At 61.2% G+C, this 20,354-nt stretch carries 12 protein-coding genes; 5 read left to right on the forward strand and 7 right to left on the reverse strand.

What is annotated here, in order from left to right; all coding sequences use genetic code 11:
- Positions 1-55: 55 nt before the first annotated feature.
- Both ACODSJ_RS00190 and ACODSJ_RS00195 read right to left on the reverse strand, forming a co-directional pair.
- A complete protein-coding gene (locus ACODSJ_RS00190; RefSeq protein WP_489099814.1) occupies positions 56-5,365 on the reverse strand; it encodes an OTU domain-containing protein in 5,310 nt (1,769 codons plus the stop codon).
- Positions 5,366-5,484: 119 nt separating this feature from the next.
- Positions 5,485-6,384: a homocysteine S-methyltransferase family protein gene (locus ACODSJ_RS00195; protein ID WP_489099815.1), complete on the reverse strand. Its 900-nt coding sequence runs from the start codon at positions 6,382-6,384 to the stop codon at positions 5,485-5,487.
- A gap of 113 nt (positions 6,385-6,497) precedes the next feature.
- Between ACODSJ_RS00195 and ACODSJ_RS00200 the strand changes: the two genes are divergently transcribed.
- The 3 genes from ACODSJ_RS00200 (at position 6,498) to ACODSJ_RS00210 (ending at position 10,791) form a co-directional block, all read left to right on the forward strand.
- Positions 6,498-7,319, forward strand: a complete 822-nt coding sequence (locus tag ACODSJ_RS00200; RefSeq protein ID WP_489099816.1) for an ABC transporter substrate-binding protein — start codon at positions 6,498-6,500, stop codon at positions 7,317-7,319.
- Positions 7,316-8,152 carry an amino acid ABC transporter permease gene (locus ACODSJ_RS00205; RefSeq protein WP_489099817.1) on the forward strand — a complete coding sequence of 279 codons (837 nt, stop codon included), beginning with the start codon at positions 7,316-7,318 and terminating at the stop codon, positions 8,150-8,152. Before ACODSJ_RS00200 ends, ACODSJ_RS00205 begins: the two co-directional genes overlap by 4 nt.
- Before the next feature lie 773 nt (positions 8,153-8,925).
- Positions 8,926-10,791, forward strand: coding sequence for an autotransporter outer membrane beta-barrel domain-containing protein (locus ACODSJ_RS00210; RefSeq protein ID WP_489099818.1), 1,866 nt, complete (start codon positions 8,926-8,928; stop codon positions 10,789-10,791).
- A gap of 70 nt (positions 10,792-10,861) precedes the next feature.
- Here the strand turns inward: ACODSJ_RS00210 and oadA are convergent, their stop codons facing one another.
- Both oadA and ACODSJ_RS00220 read right to left on the reverse strand, forming a co-directional pair.
- Positions 10,862-12,670: a sodium-extruding oxaloacetate decarboxylase subunit alpha gene (gene oadA / locus ACODSJ_RS00215; protein ID WP_489099819.1), complete on the reverse strand. Its 1,809-nt coding sequence runs from the start codon at positions 12,668-12,670 to the stop codon at positions 10,862-10,864.
- Positions 12,671-12,682: 12 nt separating this feature from the next.
- Positions 12,683-14,098, reverse strand: coding sequence for an acetyl-CoA carboxylase biotin carboxylase subunit (locus tag ACODSJ_RS00220; RefSeq protein ID WP_489099820.1), 1,416 nt, complete (start codon positions 14,096-14,098; stop codon positions 12,683-12,685).
- A 186-nt stretch (positions 14,099-14,284) separates the two neighbouring features.
- Here ACODSJ_RS00220 and ACODSJ_RS00225 point away from each other — a divergent pair, with 186 nt between their 5' ends.
- Entirely contained in the window at positions 14,285-15,247 is a 963-nt protein-coding gene (locus ACODSJ_RS00225; RefSeq protein WP_489099821.1) for a LysR family transcriptional regulator, read from the forward strand.
- Here the strand turns inward: ACODSJ_RS00225 and ACODSJ_RS00230 are convergent.
- Positions 15,189-15,398 (reverse strand): PA3496 family putative envelope integrity protein, encoded by a 210-nt coding sequence (locus tag ACODSJ_RS00230; RefSeq protein ID WP_489099822.1) that lies wholly within the window; start codon positions 15,396-15,398, stop codon positions 15,189-15,191. The genes ACODSJ_RS00225 and ACODSJ_RS00230 overlap by 59 nt on opposite strands.
- Before the next feature lie 121 nt (positions 15,399-15,519).
- The gene (gene hexR, locus ACODSJ_RS00235; protein WP_003187110.1) at positions 15,520-16,386 is read right to left on the reverse strand and encodes a transcriptional regulator HexR; all 867 of its coding nucleotides are present in this window, start codon (positions 16,384-16,386) and stop codon (positions 15,520-15,522) included.
- 496 nt (positions 16,387-16,882) lie between these two features.
- Here hexR and ACODSJ_RS00240 point away from each other — a divergent pair, with 496 nt between their 5' ends.
- A complete protein-coding gene (locus tag ACODSJ_RS00240; protein WP_489099823.1) occupies positions 16,883-17,197 on the forward strand; it encodes a hypothetical protein in 315 nt (104 codons plus the stop codon).
- A 54-nt stretch (positions 17,198-17,251) separates the two neighbouring features.
- Here ACODSJ_RS00240 and ACODSJ_RS00245 read toward each other — a convergent pair whose 3' ends face one another.
- Positions 17,252-20,122 carry a putative bifunctional diguanylate cyclase/phosphodiesterase gene (locus ACODSJ_RS00245; protein WP_489099824.1) on the reverse strand — a complete coding sequence of 957 codons (2,871 nt, stop codon included), beginning with the start codon at positions 20,120-20,122 and terminating at the stop codon, positions 17,252-17,254.
- Positions 20,123-20,354: the final 232 nt, after the last annotated feature.

The following is a 20,354-nucleotide window of genomic DNA, read 5'->3' on the forward strand; positions in this document are numbered from 1 at the left end:
GCGAGCAGGCTCGCGATGGGGCTGCACAGCCCACATCACCCTTCAACCCTTACCGTCACTCCGGCTTGGGTTTCACCTCCCCAATCTTCTTGAGCGATTCCGGGGTGACGCCGCGCCTGGCGTACTGCCAGGCCCAGTCCGGAATGCTCAAGTGGCTTTCCACGTACACGGCAAAATCCAGGCGGCCATGGCCCAGGCGATGGGTCGGGAAGTCGAAGTTGTGAAGGTATTGCTGCGCCCGTCGCTGGCCGACGGAAAGCAGGCGCTGCATGATCTGGTTCGCAAGAAGCTCCTCGGGTGCCAGGCTGTTTCTCAAGGCAAGGGCCAGGTGCAGCTCCGAACTCAGCGCCCCGGAATGGGCAAGCGCCTGGCGGATCGTGGCGTCGTTGAAATGCGGCCCAATCAGGTCGGCCCAGATCTGGCTGGCGTATTCCTTTCGCAGTTTCTGAAGGGCGCTCCAGAGATTCGGGACATTGAATAACAAGGCGACCCGGCTATTGGAGGGCAGTTGCTCCGGCACGCTGAACAGTTTGACCACCGCCGGCATGTCGCTGTTCTGGGTGTTTCCCCACGCGCCCCCCAGGAACGCCATGAAGTCCGCCAAGGCTTCTTGCTGCGTGACGATACTTCGCAGGTTGCGATCGTCGAATACCTGCATCCAATCGACATCGATGTTTTCCATGCGCTGCAATTCGCTATAACGGGTATTGGCGTACTCGGCGATGAGCTGGAATCGCATGTCGGACAAGGCGGGATTACGCAGCCACTTGGCCACTTCGCTCACACGCAACAGGCCGCCCAGGTTATGGGAAATGATCGGCGACCTGAGCAGCAGGTTCGCCCGCCTCAGCAAGTCGGGAAAACGCCTGAGCGCCGTCCGGAACAGGTCGACGGTTCTTTCGGCGGTGTCTGTGTAAATGAAATGGTCGAACAGTTCCGACGTGTCATCGACGTACCTGTCGGCATCGCTTACCAACAGATCCTTGGCATCGTCCAGATCGTCTTGGGTGACCAGGTAGGCCCCGTCGAGCAGTTCGTCGATCTGATCGTCGTCCAGATGCCCGTGCAGCGCTTCGTCATACAAGACATACGCCGAACTGTTGTTCGGATGTTGATTGATCAGTTGCCGGGCGGTGACGCCATATTCGAGCAGGATGTGAGTCACGTCGTGGGTAATCAGGAGGAACTGGTTGTCCAGCAGTTCCTTGACCAACTCGTTCTCGACAGGCCCCACCAGGATGTCTTCGAACAGCTGCTTCATGGACTGCCTTTGCGCCCCGGAAAAAGGCGCATCAACGCTGGGCACCAGTCGGGCCGGGGGGCGCTGCGACAACAGGCGTCCCACGTGCTGGAGTATTTCCGGCGGCAACCGATCGGCCGGACTGGCCGTGATCGCAGCACGCACGGCGCTGTTTGCATGCAGGTCCAGGTAGCGCAAGGTCGGCTGGAACAGGCGATGCAGGTTAGGCCCACCATAAACTATTCGAGTGAGATCGAGCATCGCCGCCGGGCCCAGCAGGTTGCCCAGCGAGGACGCATTCTCGACGAGCGCCTGTTGCGCCAGGGTGGGTTGCGGTGCCACGTACTGCCCGATGTGCGGATGCTGGTCGATATAATCCGCCACTTCGTTTCGCCAGCCTTGCATCGAGAACGTTTCCCCGGCTTGCCCTTCGTTCAGCCCACGGCTGACCGCGTTGAAGAAGCAATCGCCGTCGCCCGGGATCTCCACGACCTCGCCCTCCAGCTCCAGGCTGTAATGGTCTTGGGCCATGCGAACCAGGACGATGTCCGTATCGGCTCTGTCCGGGTGGCTTTCCATCGGATAGATGACTTCCTCCTGGCCGGGCGTGAAACGCACCGACCAGATGCGCTCGGGGGTCTGTCGATTGATGATCAGCAGGCTGCGGTTTTGCGGCCAACCGGCCAGGCGCGTCATGATCGACGGAACCAGGTCCATCAGCTGATTGTTCCAGGTGCCCGGGGTGCGAATCCGCGCAGAAAGGACCGAAGACGACACGGCCGCAATCTTGGGTTTCGACGGACCTGGCTGCGGGTCCGGATCCCCCGGCCGTTTTCCGCCGCCACGGCCAAAGCCCACCGCGCGCCACTCGCCGTCGGGCATCCGGGCCACGGTGCTGCGCATCACTCCGCTGGCGCGGATGCCCAGCCCCGTCACCGGGTGCACCAGGCTGGCTTCGGTGGCCTCCAGCTTCGTATGGTCGTGCACGCGGAACACCGTACCATCGGGTTGCCGCACGTACACCGGGCGAGCTGTCACCACGCCGGTGGCGGCATGACTGATCGTGGGGCGATAGAAGCCGCGCGCGTCGGCAACCAGCCCGCGTATCACCGAGGTATCCGTCACGGCATACGGGCCGTAGATCGTCATGTCCAAGGGCAGCCCGCGCGTGGCTTCGTCCTCGTTCTGGCGCGCCGTCACCGCGCGGAAGAAGGATCGACTGCGGCTGGATACGGTCGCGCCCCGGGTCAGACGCCAACCGCCATGGTTCGCCACGGCATGCACAAATGCCAAGGTCTTCAGGTTCAGCGGGATCGCCCCCGTCCGGTACACCAGCAAACCGGTCTTGAGGGCGCTCTTGAGCATCTGGAAACCCGGGGCCAGGAACAGACCGGCCAGCTCCATGACGATCTCGATCACCATTTGCCCGAGCCTGCCATAGGTTTGATGACGGACATTGCGGTTGCTGTTGGAGCGGTGATCGGCGTGGGCGCTGTGAAAATTGACGTGGGCTCGATGGAGGGCTTCAAGCAGATCGCCAGTGATCAACGCACCGCGAATCAGCGGCCGACCGCCCTGCTGCCCCAAGGTACGTTTTAGCTGCGACGGGTCGTTGGTGGAGATGCGTGAACGGAAATACGCCTGCCAGTCCTCCCGGGGCAACAGCTGGGCAACGCCCTCGCTCAAATCGTCAAATTCGTGGAAATCCTCGCCCTCGGGGCTGTCGGGAAAGTAGACGCCCACGGTGCCCTTGAGCGTCGGCCCTTCCTGGTCGGAAAACACCAGCGCACCGTTGATGCTGAGCGCATTGCCCATGTGGCCGTGCTGGCCGGCGGCGGCCATGCTTCCGCCCAGTACCAGGCCGTAGACATGCACCCGGCGCCCCATGACCGGCGTGCGCGCCTCGGCCGATGGCGAGCGCAGAACGGCGTCCAGCCAGAGGGCGAGTTGCTTGGTCGGTTTCGGCGGGTTGAACGCCTTGTCGACAAGCGTGGCCTTGAACACGGCGTCGCCCTGGAGCGAAGCCTCGTACCCTTTGAATTTCAGGTTCGCCAGGTACGCCGCCTGCCAGGCCTTCTTGTAGGCGGGTTGGTTCATTTGCTCCCTGAGCATGGCTTCATAACTTCCACCGGCATCGATGCTCGTCACCATCCTGGCCAGTTCGCGCCCGCTCAGCGTGACGAAGTAACCGTTGGCCGGATTGCGGGCACGCTCGCCGTCTGGGTCGACGACGTAGGCACTCAACACTTCCCTCATGGCGTTCGGATGTTGAGCCGGTCGCAAGTTATCCAGCAGCAACTGGGTCAGGCTGGTGACACGGGATTGCCTCGGGTTGGCCGTTTTTCCATAGAAGAAGGTGACCTGGGTCTGGTCCGGATCGGGGTCGATGTCCGGGTGCACGTTTTCTTGCAGGTATTGCCTGATCTTCTCGCGGGTGAACTGCAACAACGTCTTGATATCGCTGCTCGCCAAGGCATAGGCGGCGTCCAATACCGAAAGCTCCAGGGTGCGGTAATGGGACTTCTGCGAAGAGGTGGCCGACTTGAAGAAGTCGGGACGATTACCTTCGACCAGCACTTGCTGGCGGGCCGCCAAGGGCCCGGCTAGGGACAGCATGGGCAGCTCCAGCGCATCGTCGACCGCCAGGGCAAAGGCAGGCAAGGCGAGCGTTTCGTTTGCCGGCGCATTCAAGAACGCCTCCAGCGCGGCACTTTGGAGCCGCAAAAGGTCATCGGCCGCGGTTTCAAAGACGTGCCCGGTCAGTTCAGTGGAAATATCCCGGATCGGGCGTTTTTGCCCCGCATAGACAGGGCTGAGGGTATTGACCAGGTCCTGGAAGGAGCGGAATTTCTCAATCCCGCCTTCCAGCGAATACAGGAACAGGGACGGCTGGTCGGCCCGTTTGATGACCATTGCCCCGGGCCATTTGCACGGTGCCGCGGTGCCCATGTCGAGCATCACGGCATAGACATGGGGAACGGGCGCGCGCAACAGACGGTTTCTGTCCGCCAGGCGAGGATGGCTGGTGATGAGGTCCAGCAGGCGATCCTCATCGTGTTGCAGGATTCGCTCACTGGCGGTCAGTTGCGAGGCCGGATCCCGATCAACCTTGTACAGATCCAACAGCGACATGAAACGTCGGGCCAGCAGATGAGCAAGCGTCGCTTCGGCCGTGGCCGGGCTTGGCGCATCGAGCGCGGCCCCTACGCTTTTGCTCTGGCCAAATGTGGCGAGGTCTTCCAGGAACTGGCGCTTGAGGCTTTCGTTGGTCACCGGTTGTACGAGGTAGAAGACCGATTCCAAGGCTGCCGCCGTCTTGCGGTCCAGTGGGTTGGCAAACAGGCTGTCCGCCTCTTGCACCGCATCCGGACGGGTGAAGAAGCCCACGTCGCCGGCCGTGTAAGTGGGCGGCGTATCCGTTGCCAGGCTGCTCGCCATGACATCAGTAAAACGCTGCGAGGACGTCAACGAGCGCATGCCCGACGTATCGACGGTGAAGTGGTTCACGTAGCAGTGATCCGGGTCCATGGGCTCAAGGGTCGATGCCCGGAATTTACCTGCGGGAATCCTGGCCTTGAGCCGGCTGACCAACAGGCTCTTGAGCACCGTGTCGAACGTTGGGAGCGCAGCGAACAGCCGGGCCAGTTTCACCTGGTTGGCGTCCAGGAGGTTCAATTGCTTGAGTTGCTCTTTTTCCCGGGCGCCGAGCAGATTGCCTTGGGCATCCACCTCGGTGATGACGGGTTGTCCGTTGCCCTGATAACCCGGCGCAACGCCCGTTTGCAGGTGCTGCAGCACATCGGGCGAGAGGGCCTTGCCATGGGCGCGCAGTGAGGAAAAGTCCAGGGACAGGTGGCTTCGGTGCGGATACACCCAACCCTCGCGCGGGGACAAAGCCGAAGAGGAGGCCCTGCTTTGATGGGCGGCCAGAAAGCCTTGGGTGACGGCGGCGCGCAAGGGAACCGAGGCGGTCTTGCGTTCAGCGGCCGAGTCGACTGTCACAACCTCTTGGTAAGTGACCTGGACCTGCGCGTCACCGGTCAGGCCCCATTGACTGAGCCATTGATCGGCAAATTGATGCGGTTGAAAGCGAATACCGTTGGGTAACAGGCTGATGGGTTTCAAGGATAGGTCCCGGTTGTCGTGGAGGAACCGGGAACCTATCGCCTCATCCGATCAGCGATGACATACATATGTCTCGCGGGAGCGGGGATGTGTAAGCCGCCATGTCGGCTTCAAGGGGTTCAGGGCAGTTTCTGCGCCAACACCGCAATGTGCTCCGGCCCGATGCCGCAGCAACCGCCCAGGTGGCTCGCGCCGCGCTTGCGCCAGTCGGCCGCCCACTGAAGGTAACCGGGCGGATCGAGGTCTTCGCGCAACGGGTCCAGCCCATCGTTGGCAGTCGCTTCCTTCGGTTGCGGCGGGAAAGCGTTGGCGTAGGCACCGATGTGGATCTTCACGCCCAGGCGCTCGAACGTCTCCCGCGCCGCGTCGATGGCCGCGCCGATCACTTCCGGTTGGCTGCAGTTGAACAGCAGCGTCTCGACGCCCAGCTCGGCGGCCACCGCCGCGGCGTCCGCCACCGGCTCACCGGAGCGCAGGCGCGGCACTTCGTCGGTGTCTTCGTCTTTCAAGGTAAACGACAGCCAGAACGGCTTGCCGTCCTTCGGCAGCCCGGCGTGAATCGCCCGCGCTTCAATCGTCGAGCTCTGGGTTTCGGCCAGCCACAGGTCGACATTGGGCGCCAGGCCCGTCACCAATGGTGCAAGCAGTTCGCCGGCGCGGGAGGCGTCGAACAGGTCGGGGCGATAGGAACCGAACAAGGGTGGCAGCGATCCGGCCACCTTCACCGATTTGCCCGACGCCTGCACCGCCTGCCGAGCCAATTCCCCGGCCAGCGCGGCCAGTGCCTGGCCTTCTTCGGCAAAGCGCTGCTCGCCAATGTGAAACGGCACCACCGCATAGCTGTTGCTGGTGATCACCTGGGCACCGCTGGCGATGTAGGCAGCGTGAACGTCCACCACCGCCTGGGGCGCTTCGCTCAACGCCAGCGCCGACCACTCGGGCTGTCGGAACGGCGCGCCACGGCGTTGCAGTTCGCGGCCCATGCCGCCATCGAGAATGACTGTCGTTGCTGCGTCCATATGCGATTCACTCATAAGCTTATGAAAACTACTCACTATCGGAGCCGTTCTTATAACTATTTAATACGCACCTATTGGTTAACTACAACTTATTTCTCAGCCAGGGACCTTATATGAACGTTAAACCTTTGTTGGCCCTGGGCCTGACGCTGCTGGCCGCTTCTTCGCAAGCTTTCGCCGGTGCCACGCTGGAGCGTATCGAGCAGAAAAAAGAGCTGGTGGGCGTGCTGATGGAAAGCTATCCGCCGTTCTCGTTCCTCAATGAACAGAACCAGCTCGACGGTTTCGACGTGGACGTGGCCAAGGCCGTCGCCGAAAAACTCGGCGTGAAGCTGCGCCTGGAAACACCTTCCTGGGACGTGATCGCAGCCGGTCACTGGAGCGGTCGCTACGACATCTGCATCTGCTCGATGACCCCGAGCAAAGCCCGCGCCGAAGTGTTCGACTTCCCCGTGCAGTACTACGCGTCGCCGGCGGTGATCGTGGTCAACGCCAAGGATGACAGCATCCATGGCGCCAAGGACCTGAGCGGCAAGAAAGTCGGCCTCACCAGCGCCTCCAGCTATGAAAGCTACCTGAACAAGAACCTGGTGATCGAAGGCGCCGAAGACACCCGCCTGAGCTACCCCTTCGACAATGTGCAGATCGCCCCGTACGACACCGACAACGTCGCCTTCCAGGACCTGGGCCTAGGTGCCGGCGTGCGACTGGACGCGGTGCTGACCAACCTGGTGACCGCGCAGCCACGCCTGACCGAAGACAAGCGATTCAAACTGGCCGGCGAAGCGCTGTACGCCGAACCGAACTCGGTGGCCATCGAAAAAGGCGACGCGCAATGGAACGCCAAGGTGCGTGATGTCTTCACGCAGTTGAAACAGGACGGCACCTTGAGCAAACTCTCGCAGAAATGGATCGGCGCCGACATCACTCAATGACCTCTTTTCCGTCCCCTTCTCAGCCACCGCAACCGGTGGCTGAGTCGCGTCTGCAAAAAATCTTCGGTTTCCGCACCCGGTTGTACCTGACCTGGGCGGCCATGCTGGTGTTGTTCGCGAGCTTTTTCCTGAGCTTCGACCTGAAGTTCTCCATCATCCTCGACAAACTGCCGAACCTGGTGGGCGTGCACCTGGCGCCCAACGGCTTTCTGCAAGGCGCGGCGCTGACGTTGTTCCTGTGCCTGTGTTCGATCGTTGCGTCGTCGTTGCTGGGCTTCATCACCGCCCTGGCGCGGTTGTCCAAAAGCGCCGTGGCGTTCGGCATCGCCAGTTTCTACGCGTCGTTCTTCCGCGGCACGCCGTTGCTGATTCAGATCCTGTTGATCTACCTGGGCCTGCCGCAACTGGGCGTGGTCCCGGGCGCCGTCACCGCCGGGATCATCGCCTTGTCCTTGAACTACGGCGCCTACCTGAGCGAAATCTTCCGCGCCGGCATCCTCGGGGTCCCTCCTGGCCAACGCGAAGCCTCCCTCGCACTGGGCCTGAACGAAACCGTGATGTTCTGGCGCGTCACCCTGCCCCAGGCCATGCGCACCATCATCCCGCCGACCACCAACCAATTCATCTCCATGCTCAAGGACTCCTCCCTGATCTCGGTGATGGGCGTCTGGGAAGTGATGTTCCTGGCCCAGTCGTATGGGCGTTCCAGCTATCGCTATATCGAAATGCTGACGACGGCGGCGATCATCTACTGGGTGATGTCCATTGCGCTGGAGCTGATCCAGGCGCGGATGGAGGGGCATTATGGGAAGGCGTATTTGAATAATCGTTGAGCAGTCGGTGTGCCCTCACTCCGGCATCGTGGTTAATGGGGCGCCCCAGATCAAAAGCTGACGCGAGGCGGCCTAGTAGCCGACCTGGTAGTGGCGGCGGGCATCGGCCACCTGTGGCGAGGGAGCTTGCTCCCGCTGGCCTGCGAAGCAGGCCCCCTGCATTCGTTCAGGCAAACCGCATTGTCTGGTTTTGCGACTGCTGCGCAGCCGAGCGGGAGCAAGCTCCCTCGCCACGGGTTTGCGGTGTCCGGACTGGCATCATCGCGAGCGGGCTCGCTCCCACAGGGGATCGAAGTTAGCCGCCAGAAGCAGTCCGGCTATTAGGTCGCCTCGCTTCTGATTTTGATCTGAGCGCACCGTTAACCACGATGGCCGAACGCAGGCCTTCCACCTTCTCAAAAGTGAGCCGCTGTCAGAGCGGACCGTCGGCGGTCGTTATTGCAGAAACGGATATACACCCGACTGAGTCGTGGCCTGGTAGACGACCCTCAAACACCCATCAAACAGAAAGCTCCACACATGCTGTAGGGCAACGCCTCAGACCATGGAAGCCAACACGACGATGCCTTGATCGCAGCAACAAGCAGCCTACAGATTTCATCCGCAGCGTCTTGCCCATCGCGAGGAGATGGCCGGCATCGCGTTCCAAGTTGAATTTTTAAAGTGCGGGTTCACTCCACGAGAGACCGCATTCAATGTCTATCCAACCTGTGTTCCCACACCAACGCCTAGCCCTGGCAATCGCCTTGGTACTCGGTTGCGCCGATGTTTCTATGGCTCAGCAATCGACCGATGAAGCTACGACCCCACCCTCTGAAACAGCGCCCCAAAAGCCAACCCAACCCAATAATTCAACCAAGGCATCCAGCAAGCCACCCAAGTTCACAACCTTGGATGGCGAATCGTCGCGCACCACCCGTTTCACTAAAGGCCGGGTAGAGGCGAACGCGCAATTTCGCAATCTCGGTCAAATGGGTGCCGAAGTCCATGTAGACGGCGAGTTTCATAACGAGGGCAGTGTCGGCAAGTCTGTATTCGTCAACGAGACGGGCAGTTTCAGCGGCAATGGCACCGTCGACACGCTGAACGTGAAGGGCCTGTTAAAGGTCGACCCCGCGAACGGGGGCCCTACGATCAAACAGAACTTTGAACTGACGCAAAGCGCAACGCTGCTCTATGGCGTCCATCCAGACCGCGACAGTGCCACGATCAAGGTCGGCGGCACGGCGACGCTAGGCAATGCGACGCTGAAGATTACGTCGTTGCCAGGGGAGTCCATCGGCGCAGGTAAGCACGTCGTGATCAAGGCGGAAAAAGTCGATGGGGAATTCGGGAAGGTGATCAGCGAACTCGCCTTAGTGATCGCGAAACCTGACTACACCACCGAGACGGAAGTCGGCTTGATTCTCGCGCCCAAGGAGGTTCCGGCCGAGAAAATCACGTCCAATGACAACGGACAAAATACTTTACGCAGTATTCAGAAATCAGAACAGGCCAAACCATCGCGATCGGAATCTGCCGTCACTTCACCGACTCCCCCCTCTCCTGTCGTCAAGCCACAAGCCGATCACCCAGCGTCAAAGCCCGCCGAACCAACAAAAATCGTCGCCAGCGCCCAATCCAAACCTGCCCCCAAACCCAACGCCGCCATAAACGCCTTGCTTGGCACCAATATGGCGACCGTCGCCGACGCCATCGACCAACTGGGCGGCTACAACACCGCCGACCTGGGCAGCGCCACCCTGAGCAGCGTCGCGCCGATCAGCACCGGAATGCTCTCGGCCATGGACTCGACACAACCAGGAAACGCACGGGGCGACGGCCAAGTCTGGCTCCAGGCCATCGGCAACAGCGGCACCCTCGGCAAGCAACTGGGCAGTTACGCCCTGAAGCATTCGACCGAAGGTTTGATGCTGGGAACCGACTGGGCCATCAACCCCGCTTGGCGCCTGGGAATCATCGGCGGCAAGACGCAAACCCGGTTGGACAGTCATCAATTCGACGGCCAGCTCGACAGTTGGCTGGCGGGAGCCTATGCCTTGCGCCAAGACGGACCGCTGGCCCTGCGTCTGGGCGCCGTTTATGGCGGTCATGACGGCAGCAGCAAGCGCCACGTAGCCTTCAACGGGTTCAAGGATCATCTGAAAGGCCGTTACGATGCCAACACGCAACAGGTCTTCGGGCAAATCGGCTACAACCTGCGTGCAGGTCAGTTCGATATCGAGCCCTATGCCCAAGTCGGCTACCAACGCTACCAACGAGAGGCCTATACAGAAAAAGGCGGGGACGCCGCGTTGCAGTACCACCAGCAGACGCAAGCTCACCCCAGCAGCGACCTCGGCCTGCGCCTCGCCCGCCCCTTCCTGTTTGACCAAGGCATGCGGTTGACGCCGCGGCTGAATGTCGGCTGGAAGCACCTGTACGGTGAGGTCCGGGGCCGTTCCCAACAACGCCTGGTGACCGGCGGCAATCCGTATACCGTCGAGGGTGTCGAACTGGACCGTGACAGCCTGCTGGTGGAAGCCGGTTTGGACCTCGCCGTCTCGCCCCGACATACCCTGGGGCTGAGCTATCGCGGTGAAACGGGCCAGGACAACCGCAACAGTGCGCTGATGGGCCAATGGCGCATGATGTTCTGACAATCTCGCAGGCAAAAAAAGGGGAGCACATGCCCCCCCGAGGTTAAAGCGTTGTATCGAGGCTGTTCGATCAGCCTTCGATCTCGATCAGGGTTTCGCCCGGGTTGACCCGGTCGCCCTTGGCCACATGGATGGCGGTGACCTTGCCGGCGATGGCCGCCTGCACTTCGGTTTCCATCTTCATGGCTTCGGTGATCAGGACGGCCTGGCCGGCCTTGACGACGTCGCCCTCCTTGACCAGGACATCGACAATGTTGCCCGGCATGGTGGTGCTGACATGGCCCGGCGTGGTGGCTTGCTTGCGCTTGCTGCCGCCGCCGCCAACAAACTCGTTGAGCGGTTCGAACACGACTTCTTCCGGCATGCCGTCGATGGACAGGTAGAAGTGACGCTTGCCTTCGGCCTTGACGCCCACGCCGGTGATGTCGACGCGGTAGGTTTCGCCGTGGACGTCGATGACGAACTCGGTCGGCACGCCTTCGCCGCCTGCGGAGCTCACGCTGCCTGCCTCGGGGATCGGCAGCAGCACTTCCGGGGTCAGGGTGCCGGCTTCACGCTCTTCGAGGAATTTGCGGCCGATGTCCGGGAACATGGCATAGGTCAGCACGTCTTCTTCGGACTTGGCCAGTGCGCCGATTTCGCCGCGCAACTTGGTCATTTCCGGCTTGAGCAGGTCGGCCGGGCGCACGTCGATCACGTCTTCGCTGCCGATGGCCTGGCGCCGCAGTTTTTCATTCACCTCGCCCGGTGCCTTGCCGTAGCCGCCCTGCAGGTAAAGCTTCACTTCGTTGGTGATGGTCTTGTAGCGCTCACCGGCCAATACGTTGAAGAAGGCCTGGGTGCCGACGATCTGCGAAGTCGGGGTCACCAGCGGCGGGAAGCCGAGGTCTTCGCGCACTCGCGGGATCTCCGCCAGCACTTCGTTCATGCGGTTCAGTGCACCCTGCTCTTTCAACTGGTTGGCCAGGTTGGAAATCATCCCGCCCGGCACCTGGTTGACTTGAACACGGGTATCCACCGCAGTGAATTCGCTTTCGAACTGGTGGTACTTCTTGCGCACGGCGTAGAAGTACAGGCCGATTTCCTGCAACAACTCCAGGTCCAGGCCGGTATCGAACTCGCTGCCCTTGAGGGCGGCAACCATCGACTCGGTGCCCGGATGGCTAGTGCCCCAGGCGAAGCTGGAGATGGCGGTGTCGATATGATCCGCACCGTTTTCCACCGCCTTGAGCTGGCACATCGCGGCCAGGCCGGCGGTGTCGTGGGAGTGGATGAACACCGGCAACGATTGCTCGGCCTTCAGCGCTTTCACCAACTCGCCCGTGGCGTAGGGGGTCAGCAGACCGGCCATGTCCTTGATCGCCACCGAGTCGCAACCCATGGCTTCCATTTGCTTGGCCTGGGCCACGAACGCGTCAATGGTGTGCACTGGGCTGGTGGTGTAGGCGATGGTGCCCTGGGCGTGCTTGCCGGCGGCCTTCACCGCTTCGATGGCAACCCGCAGGTTTCGCACGTCGTTCATGGCATCGAAAATACGGAACACATCAATGCCGTTGACCGCGGCCTTGGCCACGAACGCCTTGACCACGTCATCGCTGTAATGGCGGTAACCCAGCAGATTCTGGCCGCGCAGCAGCATTTGCAGGCGGGTGTTGGGCAATGCGGCGCGCAGTTGGCGCAGGCGCTCCCACGGGTCTTCCTTGAGGAAGCGTACGCAGGCGTCGAAGGTGGCGCCGCCCCAGACTTCCAGCGACCAATAGCCGACTTTGTCGAGCTTGTCGCAGATCGGCAGCATGTCTTCGGTGCGCATGCGGGTGGCGAGCAGCGATTGGTGGGCGTCGCGCAGGATTGTGTCGGTAACGTGGATCTTCTTGGACATTGTCATGGTTCCTTACAGGCCTGCGTGGGCGGCAATGGCGGCGGCGATGGCCAGGGCCAGCTCTTCGGGTTTGCGCTTGATCGAGTAGTTGGTCAGTTCAGGGTGGCTCTCAACGAAGCTGGTGTTGAACTGGCCGCTACGGAATTCCGGGTTGCGCAGGATTTCCTGGTAGTACGCGGCGGTGGTCTTCACCCCTTGCAAGCGCATGTCATCCAGGGCCCGCAGGCCACGGTCCATGGCTTCTTCCCAGGTCAACGCCCACACCACCAGCTTCAGGCACATCGAGTCGTAGAACGGCGGGATCGTGTAGCCGGTGTAGATCGCCGTGTCGGTGCGCACGCCCGGTCCACCGGGGGCGTAGTAACGGGTGATCTTGCCGAAGCTGGGCAGGAAGTTGTTTTTCGGGTCCTCGGCGTTGATCCGGAACTGCAACGCAAAGCCACGGTGCTGGATGTCTTCCTGCTTGACCGACAGCGGCAACCCGGACGCGATGCGGATCTGTTCGCGGACGATGTCGATACCGGTGATTTCTTCGGTGATGGTGTGTTCCACCTGCACCCGAGTGTTCATCTCCATGAAGTACACCTCGCCTTCGGCGAGCAGGAACTCCACGGTACCGGCGTTTTCGTAGCCCACGGCCTTGGCGGCGCGCACCGACAGGTCGCCGATGTAGGCGCGCTGCTCGGGGGTCAGCTGCGGGCTCGGAGCGATTTCGATCAGTTTCTGGTTGCGGCGCTGGATCGAGCAGTCACGCTCGAACAGGTGAACAACGTTGCCAAAACTGTCGCCCAGGATCTGCGCTTCGATGTGCTTGGGATTGACGATGCACTTTTCCAGGAACACTTCCGCCGAACCGAACGCCTTGGTGGCTTCGGAGATGACGCGCGGGAAGGCCTGTTCGAGTTCTTCGCGGCTGTTGCAACGGCGGATGCCGCGGCCACCGCCGCCAGACGTCGCCTTGAGCATGACCGGGTAACCGATCCGGTCGCCTTCGCTCAGGGCCTCTTCGATCCCCGATACGTTGCCCTCGGTACCCGGCGTGACCGGAACGCCGGCCTTGATCATGCTGCGGCGCGCTTCGGTCTTGTCGCCCATGCGGCGAATGACTTCCGCCGATGGGCCAATGAATTTGATGCCGCGTTCGGCGCAGATGTCTGCCAGCTCGGCGTTTTCCGACAAAAAGCCGTAACCGGGGTGCAGTGCGTCGCAGCCGGTTTCCACGGCCAGGTTCACCAGCTTGCGTGGGTTGAGATAGCCGGCCAGCGGATCGGCGCCGATGCTGTGGGCCTCGTCCGCGCGCTTGACATGCAAGGCATGCCGGTCCGCGTCGGAATAGACCGCGACCGAGCGAATGCCCATCTCGGCGCAAGCGCGCACGATTCGTACGGCAATCTCACCACGGTTGGCGATCAGGATCTTTTTTATCAATTGGAGGTTCCCTTGAGCCGGTGATACCACGGCCTGAGGTCAGGCCGATACGTGACCGGATGTAACAACCGGTCGCAGCTCCACACTAGTCCCGCACGTTGATTAACAAAAATGAATATTTATTGGGCTGTGCATAAATAAAAACTTATAGTCACCCTGTTTGCCTCGATCCAGGATGCTCAAAAAATGCGTAAGTCATTGATGCGTATGACATTGCGTCAATTGCAGATTTTCAACGAGGTGTGCGACCTGAGGTCCTACAGCCGTGCGGCCGATGAAATGTCGCTCACACAGCCGGCCGTTAGCCTACAGATCCGATCCCTCGAAGAGCTGATCGGCCAGCCGCTGTTTGAGTATGTCGGCAAGAAGCTCTACATGACCGAAGCCGCCGAAGCCTTGCAACGGGCCAGCCGGGACATTTTCGGACGCCTGGAAAACCTCGACATGCAACTCTCGGACATGCAGGGCTCGCTGCAAGGTCAGCTGAAGCTGGCGGTGGAGTCCAGCGCCAAGTACTTCGTGCCGCATCTGTTCGCGGCGTTCAAACGCCAACACCCGGAGGTCAACCTGAGCCTCACGGTGGTCAATCGCGGCCAAGTCATTCGCCGGCTCTCGGACAACCGGGATGATGTGGTGATCATGTCCATGGTGCCCCAGGACATGGGCCTGGAATTCCTGCCGTTCCTGAACAATCCGATCGTCGCCGTGGCACCGCCGGATCATCCGCTGTGCCACATGGGCCCGCTGCGCTTGCAGGACCTGGAACCCTACACACTGCTACTGCGCGAACCGGGCTCGGGCACACGACTGGCGTGCGAGGAATATTTCAAGGAGAAACGGGTGCATTTCACCCAGACGCTGGAAGTGGCGTCGGCGGAGGCCCAGCGCGAGTGCGTGGTGGCCGGGTTGGGCGTGGCGCTGTTGACGCGCCACGCCGTGAGCCGGGAACTGTCGTCCGGCGCACTCATCGAGTTGCCGGTGGAGGAACTGCCGCTCTACCGCAGTTGGTGCCTGGTGCAAGCCAAGGCGAAACGCTTGTCACCGGTGGCTCACGCCTTCCTGGCGTTCGTGCGCGGCGAGCGCGCCCAGATCATTGGCCTGGTTGAGCGTTTCGACGGGAAACCACCGGCGATGCCTGCCAGTGATTGAACTGCGCGACCTCGGGAAAGTCGCTGATTTCGACCATGAGCTGGCGTTGCTCATAGCGGTCTTCGATCGCACGACGAAACGCCATGCGGCGCTGGTCTTCCTGCTGACGACGGGTTTTGACGGCGCTGCGCTCTTCGTAGGACTGGGTCATGTCGAGACTCCCAAGACGTATACGGGAGCTTCACGATGACGGTGCGCGATGACGGTTTGGCGGCGCGAAGATTACAGGACGATGAATTTGGGCAGATACCCCTTGATCCCAGGACTTGGGATCAGTCGTCCAGCGCCTTCACCGATTTGGGCGACAACCGCAAGCTGCGCAGGCTGCGTTTCACACTCTTGAGGTGATTGACCAGGCTCGGGCCACGCGCCATGGCCACGCCCATCGCCAGCACATCGATCACCACCAGGTGGGCGATACGCGAGGTCAACGGGGTGTAGATCTCGGTGTCTTCGTGCACGTCGATGGCCAGGTTCACGGTCGAGAGTTCAGCCAAGGGGGTCTGGCTTGGGCACAAGGTGATCAACGAGGCGCCACTTTCACGCACCAGGTTGGCGGTGATCAGCAGGTCCTTGGAGCGCCCCGACTGGGAAATGCAGATCGCCACATCGGTGGGCTTGAGCGTCACCGCCGACATCGCCTGCATGTGCGGGTCGGAATAAGCCGCCGCCGTCAGCAGCAAACGAAAGAACTTATGCTGCGCATCCGCGGCCACCGCGCCCGAGGCGCCAAAGCCATAGAACTCGACCCGCTGCGCCTGGGACATGGCCGTGACGGCTTTTTGCAGCGCCACCGGGTCCAGCTTCTCGCGAACCTCCATCAGCGTATGCAGGGTGGTGTCGAAGATCTTCAGGCTGTAGTCCGCGACCGAGTCGTCCTCATGGATCGCGAACTGGCCGAAGCTCGCCCCGGCCGCCAGGCTTTGCGCCAACTTGAGTTTCAGGTCCTGGAAACCCGAGCAACCGATGGCCCGGCAGAAACGCACGATGGTCGGTTCGCTGATGCCGACGCTGTGGGCAAGATCGGCCATGGAACTGTGCATCACGGCCGCAGGATCAAGCAGGACGTGATCGGCGACTTTCAGCTCCGACTTGCGCAGCAGGTGGCGTGACTGGGCGATGTGTTGCAACAGGTTCAAGGCGCTGGACTCTTGTTATGGGCAGGTGCCGGGATGTAGCAGTCTTGTAGTTATACTACAAGAATTGGCTTTTTGCCTGCCCAATACGTAACTGAATAGGCCCGTTATGCCTTGTTTTGGCGGGGAACACGCCATGTAGCCACCTGGGAGGCTATGACGCGAGAGCAAAAAGCCACGACGCCCGGGCGCCAGGAACACATCGCTTCCCTTACAAGCCACGTCGAGGCAAGTAAGGAAAGCTGAACATGACAATATTTTCATATCAACCCACGGTCGCCCAACTTCAAAACCCCGACGCTTAATGCGAGCCGTTTTTTTCCTGCAAGAACATACTTGCAAAACACCCTCAAGTTGTCGCGCACTCACGCGCCTGGCAAAACGACAAACACACAAACGCTTTCAAATTCCTGCACTCGCACACTTCCCTAAAAGATTTCGCGTACTTATATTGGCCACGCAGGACGCCATTCAATTTCAACTACAGGAGTTATCCAACATGACTATCAAAACCAGCGGCTGGACCGCACAAATCGACCGGATGCCCGGCGCAGCATCTTTCCGTACTCTCGGAACAGTAGAAGTATCGAACAGCGGCATCACACCGAAGTTGGTCCTTAGTGTCAAGCAGGACAAATCCTTCGACTTGCGCCTGGACCTTGTTCTCGAACAAAGTGACGATGCCGCACTACAAGTTATTACGCAAAAACAGGTCGAATACACAGTACTCGGCAATTCGAACGTTACCGGCGTCAGCATTTTCTTCAATGATGAACTTATTCACCATATCGATGAAGTTCTGATTACGCATTAATACGGACAAACCTTGCGTCGGCGCCACAGGGCATGTGGTCCCCCGACGCAAGGTTCATTCCAGGCGCGGCCCGCGCAGCAGGCTGGCCAGGGCTTCGGCCTCCAGCGGCCGGCTGATGAGGTAGCCTTGGACTTCGTCGCAATGTTCAACGGTCAGAAACTCGAGCTGCTCCTGGCGCTCGACCCCTTCAGCGACCACCTTGAGCGACAATCCATGGGCCATCGCAATGATTGCCCGGGTAATCGCCGCATCCTCACCGCCCTCCTCCAGCCCACGGATGAACGCCTGGTCGATCTTCACGTAGTCCACCGGAATACGCTTGAGGTAGCTCAAGGAGGAATAGCCGGTGCCAAAATCGTCGATCGCCAGTTTCACCCCGAGGCCACGCAGCTGTTGGAAGGTGACAATGATGTGCTCGACGCTGTCGAGCAACTGGCTCTCGGTCAACTCCAGTTCCAGGTACTGAGGCGCCAGGCCGGTTTCTTCCAGCACTTGCCGCACCAGGCTGACCAACTTGCCCTGACGCAACTGGTGCACCGACAGGTTGACCGATACCCGGATGGGCGCCAGCCCCTGGCGCTGCCACTCGCAGGCCTGCCAACACGCCTGGCGCAATACGAACTCGCCAATCGGCCCGATCAACCCGGTTTCTTCGGCCAGGCCAATGAAATCGCCCGGCGGAACCTGGCCCATGACCGGGTGATCCCACCGCACCAATGCCTCGGCGGCATTCAGGCGTCCGGTCTCCAGGCACAACTTGGGCTGGTAGAAGACCTTCAGCTGATGCTCTTCGAGGGCCTTGCGTAGCTGATTCTCCAATTGCAGGCGTTCCAGGGTGCTGGCCTGGAGGCTGTCGGTATAAAACTGGAAATTGTTGCCCCCCAGGTGCTTGGCATGTTGCATCGCCATGTTCGCCTGGCTGACCAGGGTGGTGACTTCCCGCGTGTTGTCCGGCAACAGGCTGATGCCAATCGATGCACTGACCACCAGCTCATGGCCTTCGATGGTCAACGGCACGCGCAGCTTGGCTGCAAGCCGGGTCGCCACCCGCGCCAGACTCGACAGGTTGCCGTAGGCGTCGAACAGCACCCCGAACTCATCGCCGGACAGCCGCGCGATGGTGTTGGCCTCGGGCAGCGCATTGATCAGACGGCGAGCAACTTTTTGCAGCAACTGGTCGGCGATGTCATGACCCAGGCTGTCGTTCAGCAGCTTGAAGCGATCCAGGTCGATGTGCAGCAACGCCAGGCTCCGCCGGCCGCCTTGGCGCACCCGCTGGTAGGCCTCGTGCAGGCGTTCGCGGAACAACGCACGATTCGCCAGCCCGGTCAGTTCGTCGTAATGAGAGAGGTAGCGCATCCGCTCCTCAGATTCGCGGCGAGCCGAAAGATCGGCGAAGAAGCCCACGATATGACTGACATTACCCCGCGAATCGCGGACGACGTTCAACTGCAGCCATTGCGGGTACAGCTCGCCATTGGCGCGTGCTTCCACCAATTCGCCCTGCCACGTGCCGTGCTCCTTGAGCGCCTGGCGGATGATCGGGTAATGCCGGCGCGCATCGCGGCTGCACGGCAGGTCGACCACGTTGCAACCGAGCATGTCGTCGATATTGAAGCCGGTGATGCGGGTGAAAGCCTGGTTGGCGGCGAGCAAGGCGTAGTTGGGGTCGAAGATCACGATCCCTTCGCTGGCCGCCTCGAATACCGTCGCCGCCAGTTGCCGCTGCTGTTGCTGCTCCTTACTGGCGCTGATGTCCCGTCGGGTACCCACCATGCGCAACACCCGACCGCTCGGGCTACGCTCGACGGCCCGTCCGCGATCCTCGATCCAGACCCAATGGCCATCGCCGTGACGCAAGCGGTACTCGATCTGGTAATCCTCGCTGCGCCCCTTGAGGTGTTCGACGAGGGCACGCTTGAGGGCGGGCAGGTCTTGGGGATGCAGGCGCGGCGTGAGATGACTGAGCATCGCCGTGACGTACTCGGGCTCAAGGCCAAACAGCTCCTTGAGATGCGTGTGATGGACTTCGTCGGTCTGCAGGTTCCAGTCCCACAGCCCCAGTTCACTGGCCTTGAGGGCCAGGGCCAGGCGCGCTTCGCTTTTGCCCAGGGCCTGGCTGGCGGCTTCCAGCTCCAGGTTGCGCTGTGCGACGCGGGCCTCCAGGCCAATCTGGGCGGCGCGCAGCTTCTCTTCGACATGACGGCGCTGTTCGACCTCACGCGCCAGCGCTTCGTTGAGTTGTGCGCTTTGGGTTTGTGCCTGCTGCAAATGCTCGATCAGCGCCTGGTTCTGAAACCGTCGCAACAAGCTGTTTTGTATCAACCGGTTGACCTGCCAGGCCACCACGCTCAGCGAAACCAATACCACCAGGCCGAGCCAACCCCACCCGCGCTGCTGTTCATCGCCGCCCCACAGCAGATACCCGATGGCAGGCAACAGACAGGGCAAGGTAAAGGACAGGAACGCCGGCAGGCTCACGGCATAGGCGACACTGGCCGACAAGGTGGCCGCGCCGATCAGGCCGAAGACCCAGGCCTGCTGCTCGAAACTGTCGGCCGGCACCAGGGCGATGCCCGCGCCGGCCAGCGTCAGGCCGGTCATGGCCGAGCCGAGCAGAAACATGCGCAGCCAGACAGGGTGCGCCTGACGGCTGGGAATCGCCGAGTCGAAGGCGGCCACCTGGATCACCCGCAACGCCACCAGCGACAGCAACCAGACGAGCCAGACGCTGACCACGAAATAGCGCGACGGCCCCCACAGCAGGGCCGCACAGACCAAGCCGTTGACCAGCATGAAGAGCGTGGGCAGCAGCGAGCCCTGATACAAAAGCCTTGTGCGTTCGACCGCCATTTCCGTGGCGTACTGCTTACTGATGATCCGCGGTTCCACACAGGGGCCCGCCAGATCGGAATTGAAGGTCATAGGCGCTGTTCTTGTTCTTATTCAGGAGGAACATGGAGAACCCGAAACGTGCACGAGCATACACAAGCTGCGGGCCATCCCACACTGTCGTGACTCATAAAAATGTGCAAAACCTCGCTATTTCACTGGGTGGCGCGTCCTTCGAGCGTCCGTCGCCCATGCTTGCAGCCCATGACCGGCCGGTCGTCCTGGCCGGGTCTTTTATCGGCTGACACGAAGCTTGGTTTGCCCG

Source organism: Pseudomonas sp. FG6 (genome assembly GCF_057809015.1).

Excerpts from the sequence above, each read along its gene's own strand:
- ACODSJ_RS00245 (WP_489099824.1), bottom strand. The coding sequence starts at position 20,122 with ATGACCTTCAATTCCGATCTGGCGGGCCCCTGTGTGGAACCGCGGATC.
- oadA (WP_489099819.1), bottom strand. The coding sequence starts at position 12,670 with ATGTCCAAGAAGATCCACGTTACCGACACAATCCTGCGCGACGCCCAC.
- ACODSJ_RS00240 (WP_489099823.1), top strand. The coding sequence starts at position 16,883 with ATGACTATCAAAACCAGCGGCTGGACCGCACAAATCGACCGGATGCCC.
- ACODSJ_RS00195 (WP_489099815.1), bottom strand. The coding sequence starts at position 6,384 with ATGGACGCAGCAACGACAGTCATTCTCGATGGCGGCATGGGCCGCGAA.
- ACODSJ_RS00205 (WP_489099817.1), top strand. The coding sequence starts at position 7,316 with ATGACCTCTTTTCCGTCCCCTTCTCAGCCACCGCAACCGGTGGCTGAG.
- ACODSJ_RS00230 (WP_489099822.1), bottom strand. The coding sequence starts at position 15,398 with ATGACCCAGTCCTACGAAGAGCGCAGCGCCGTCAAAACCCGTCGTCAG.
- ACODSJ_RS00225 (WP_489099821.1), top strand. The coding sequence starts at position 14,285 with ATGCGTAAGTCATTGATGCGTATGACATTGCGTCAATTGCAGATTTTC.
- ACODSJ_RS00210 (WP_489099818.1), top strand. The coding sequence starts at position 8,926 with ATGGCTCAGCAATCGACCGATGAAGCTACGACCCCACCCTCTGAAACA.
- ACODSJ_RS00200 (WP_489099816.1), top strand. The coding sequence starts at position 6,498 with ATGAACGTTAAACCTTTGTTGGCCCTGGGCCTGACGCTGCTGGCCGCT.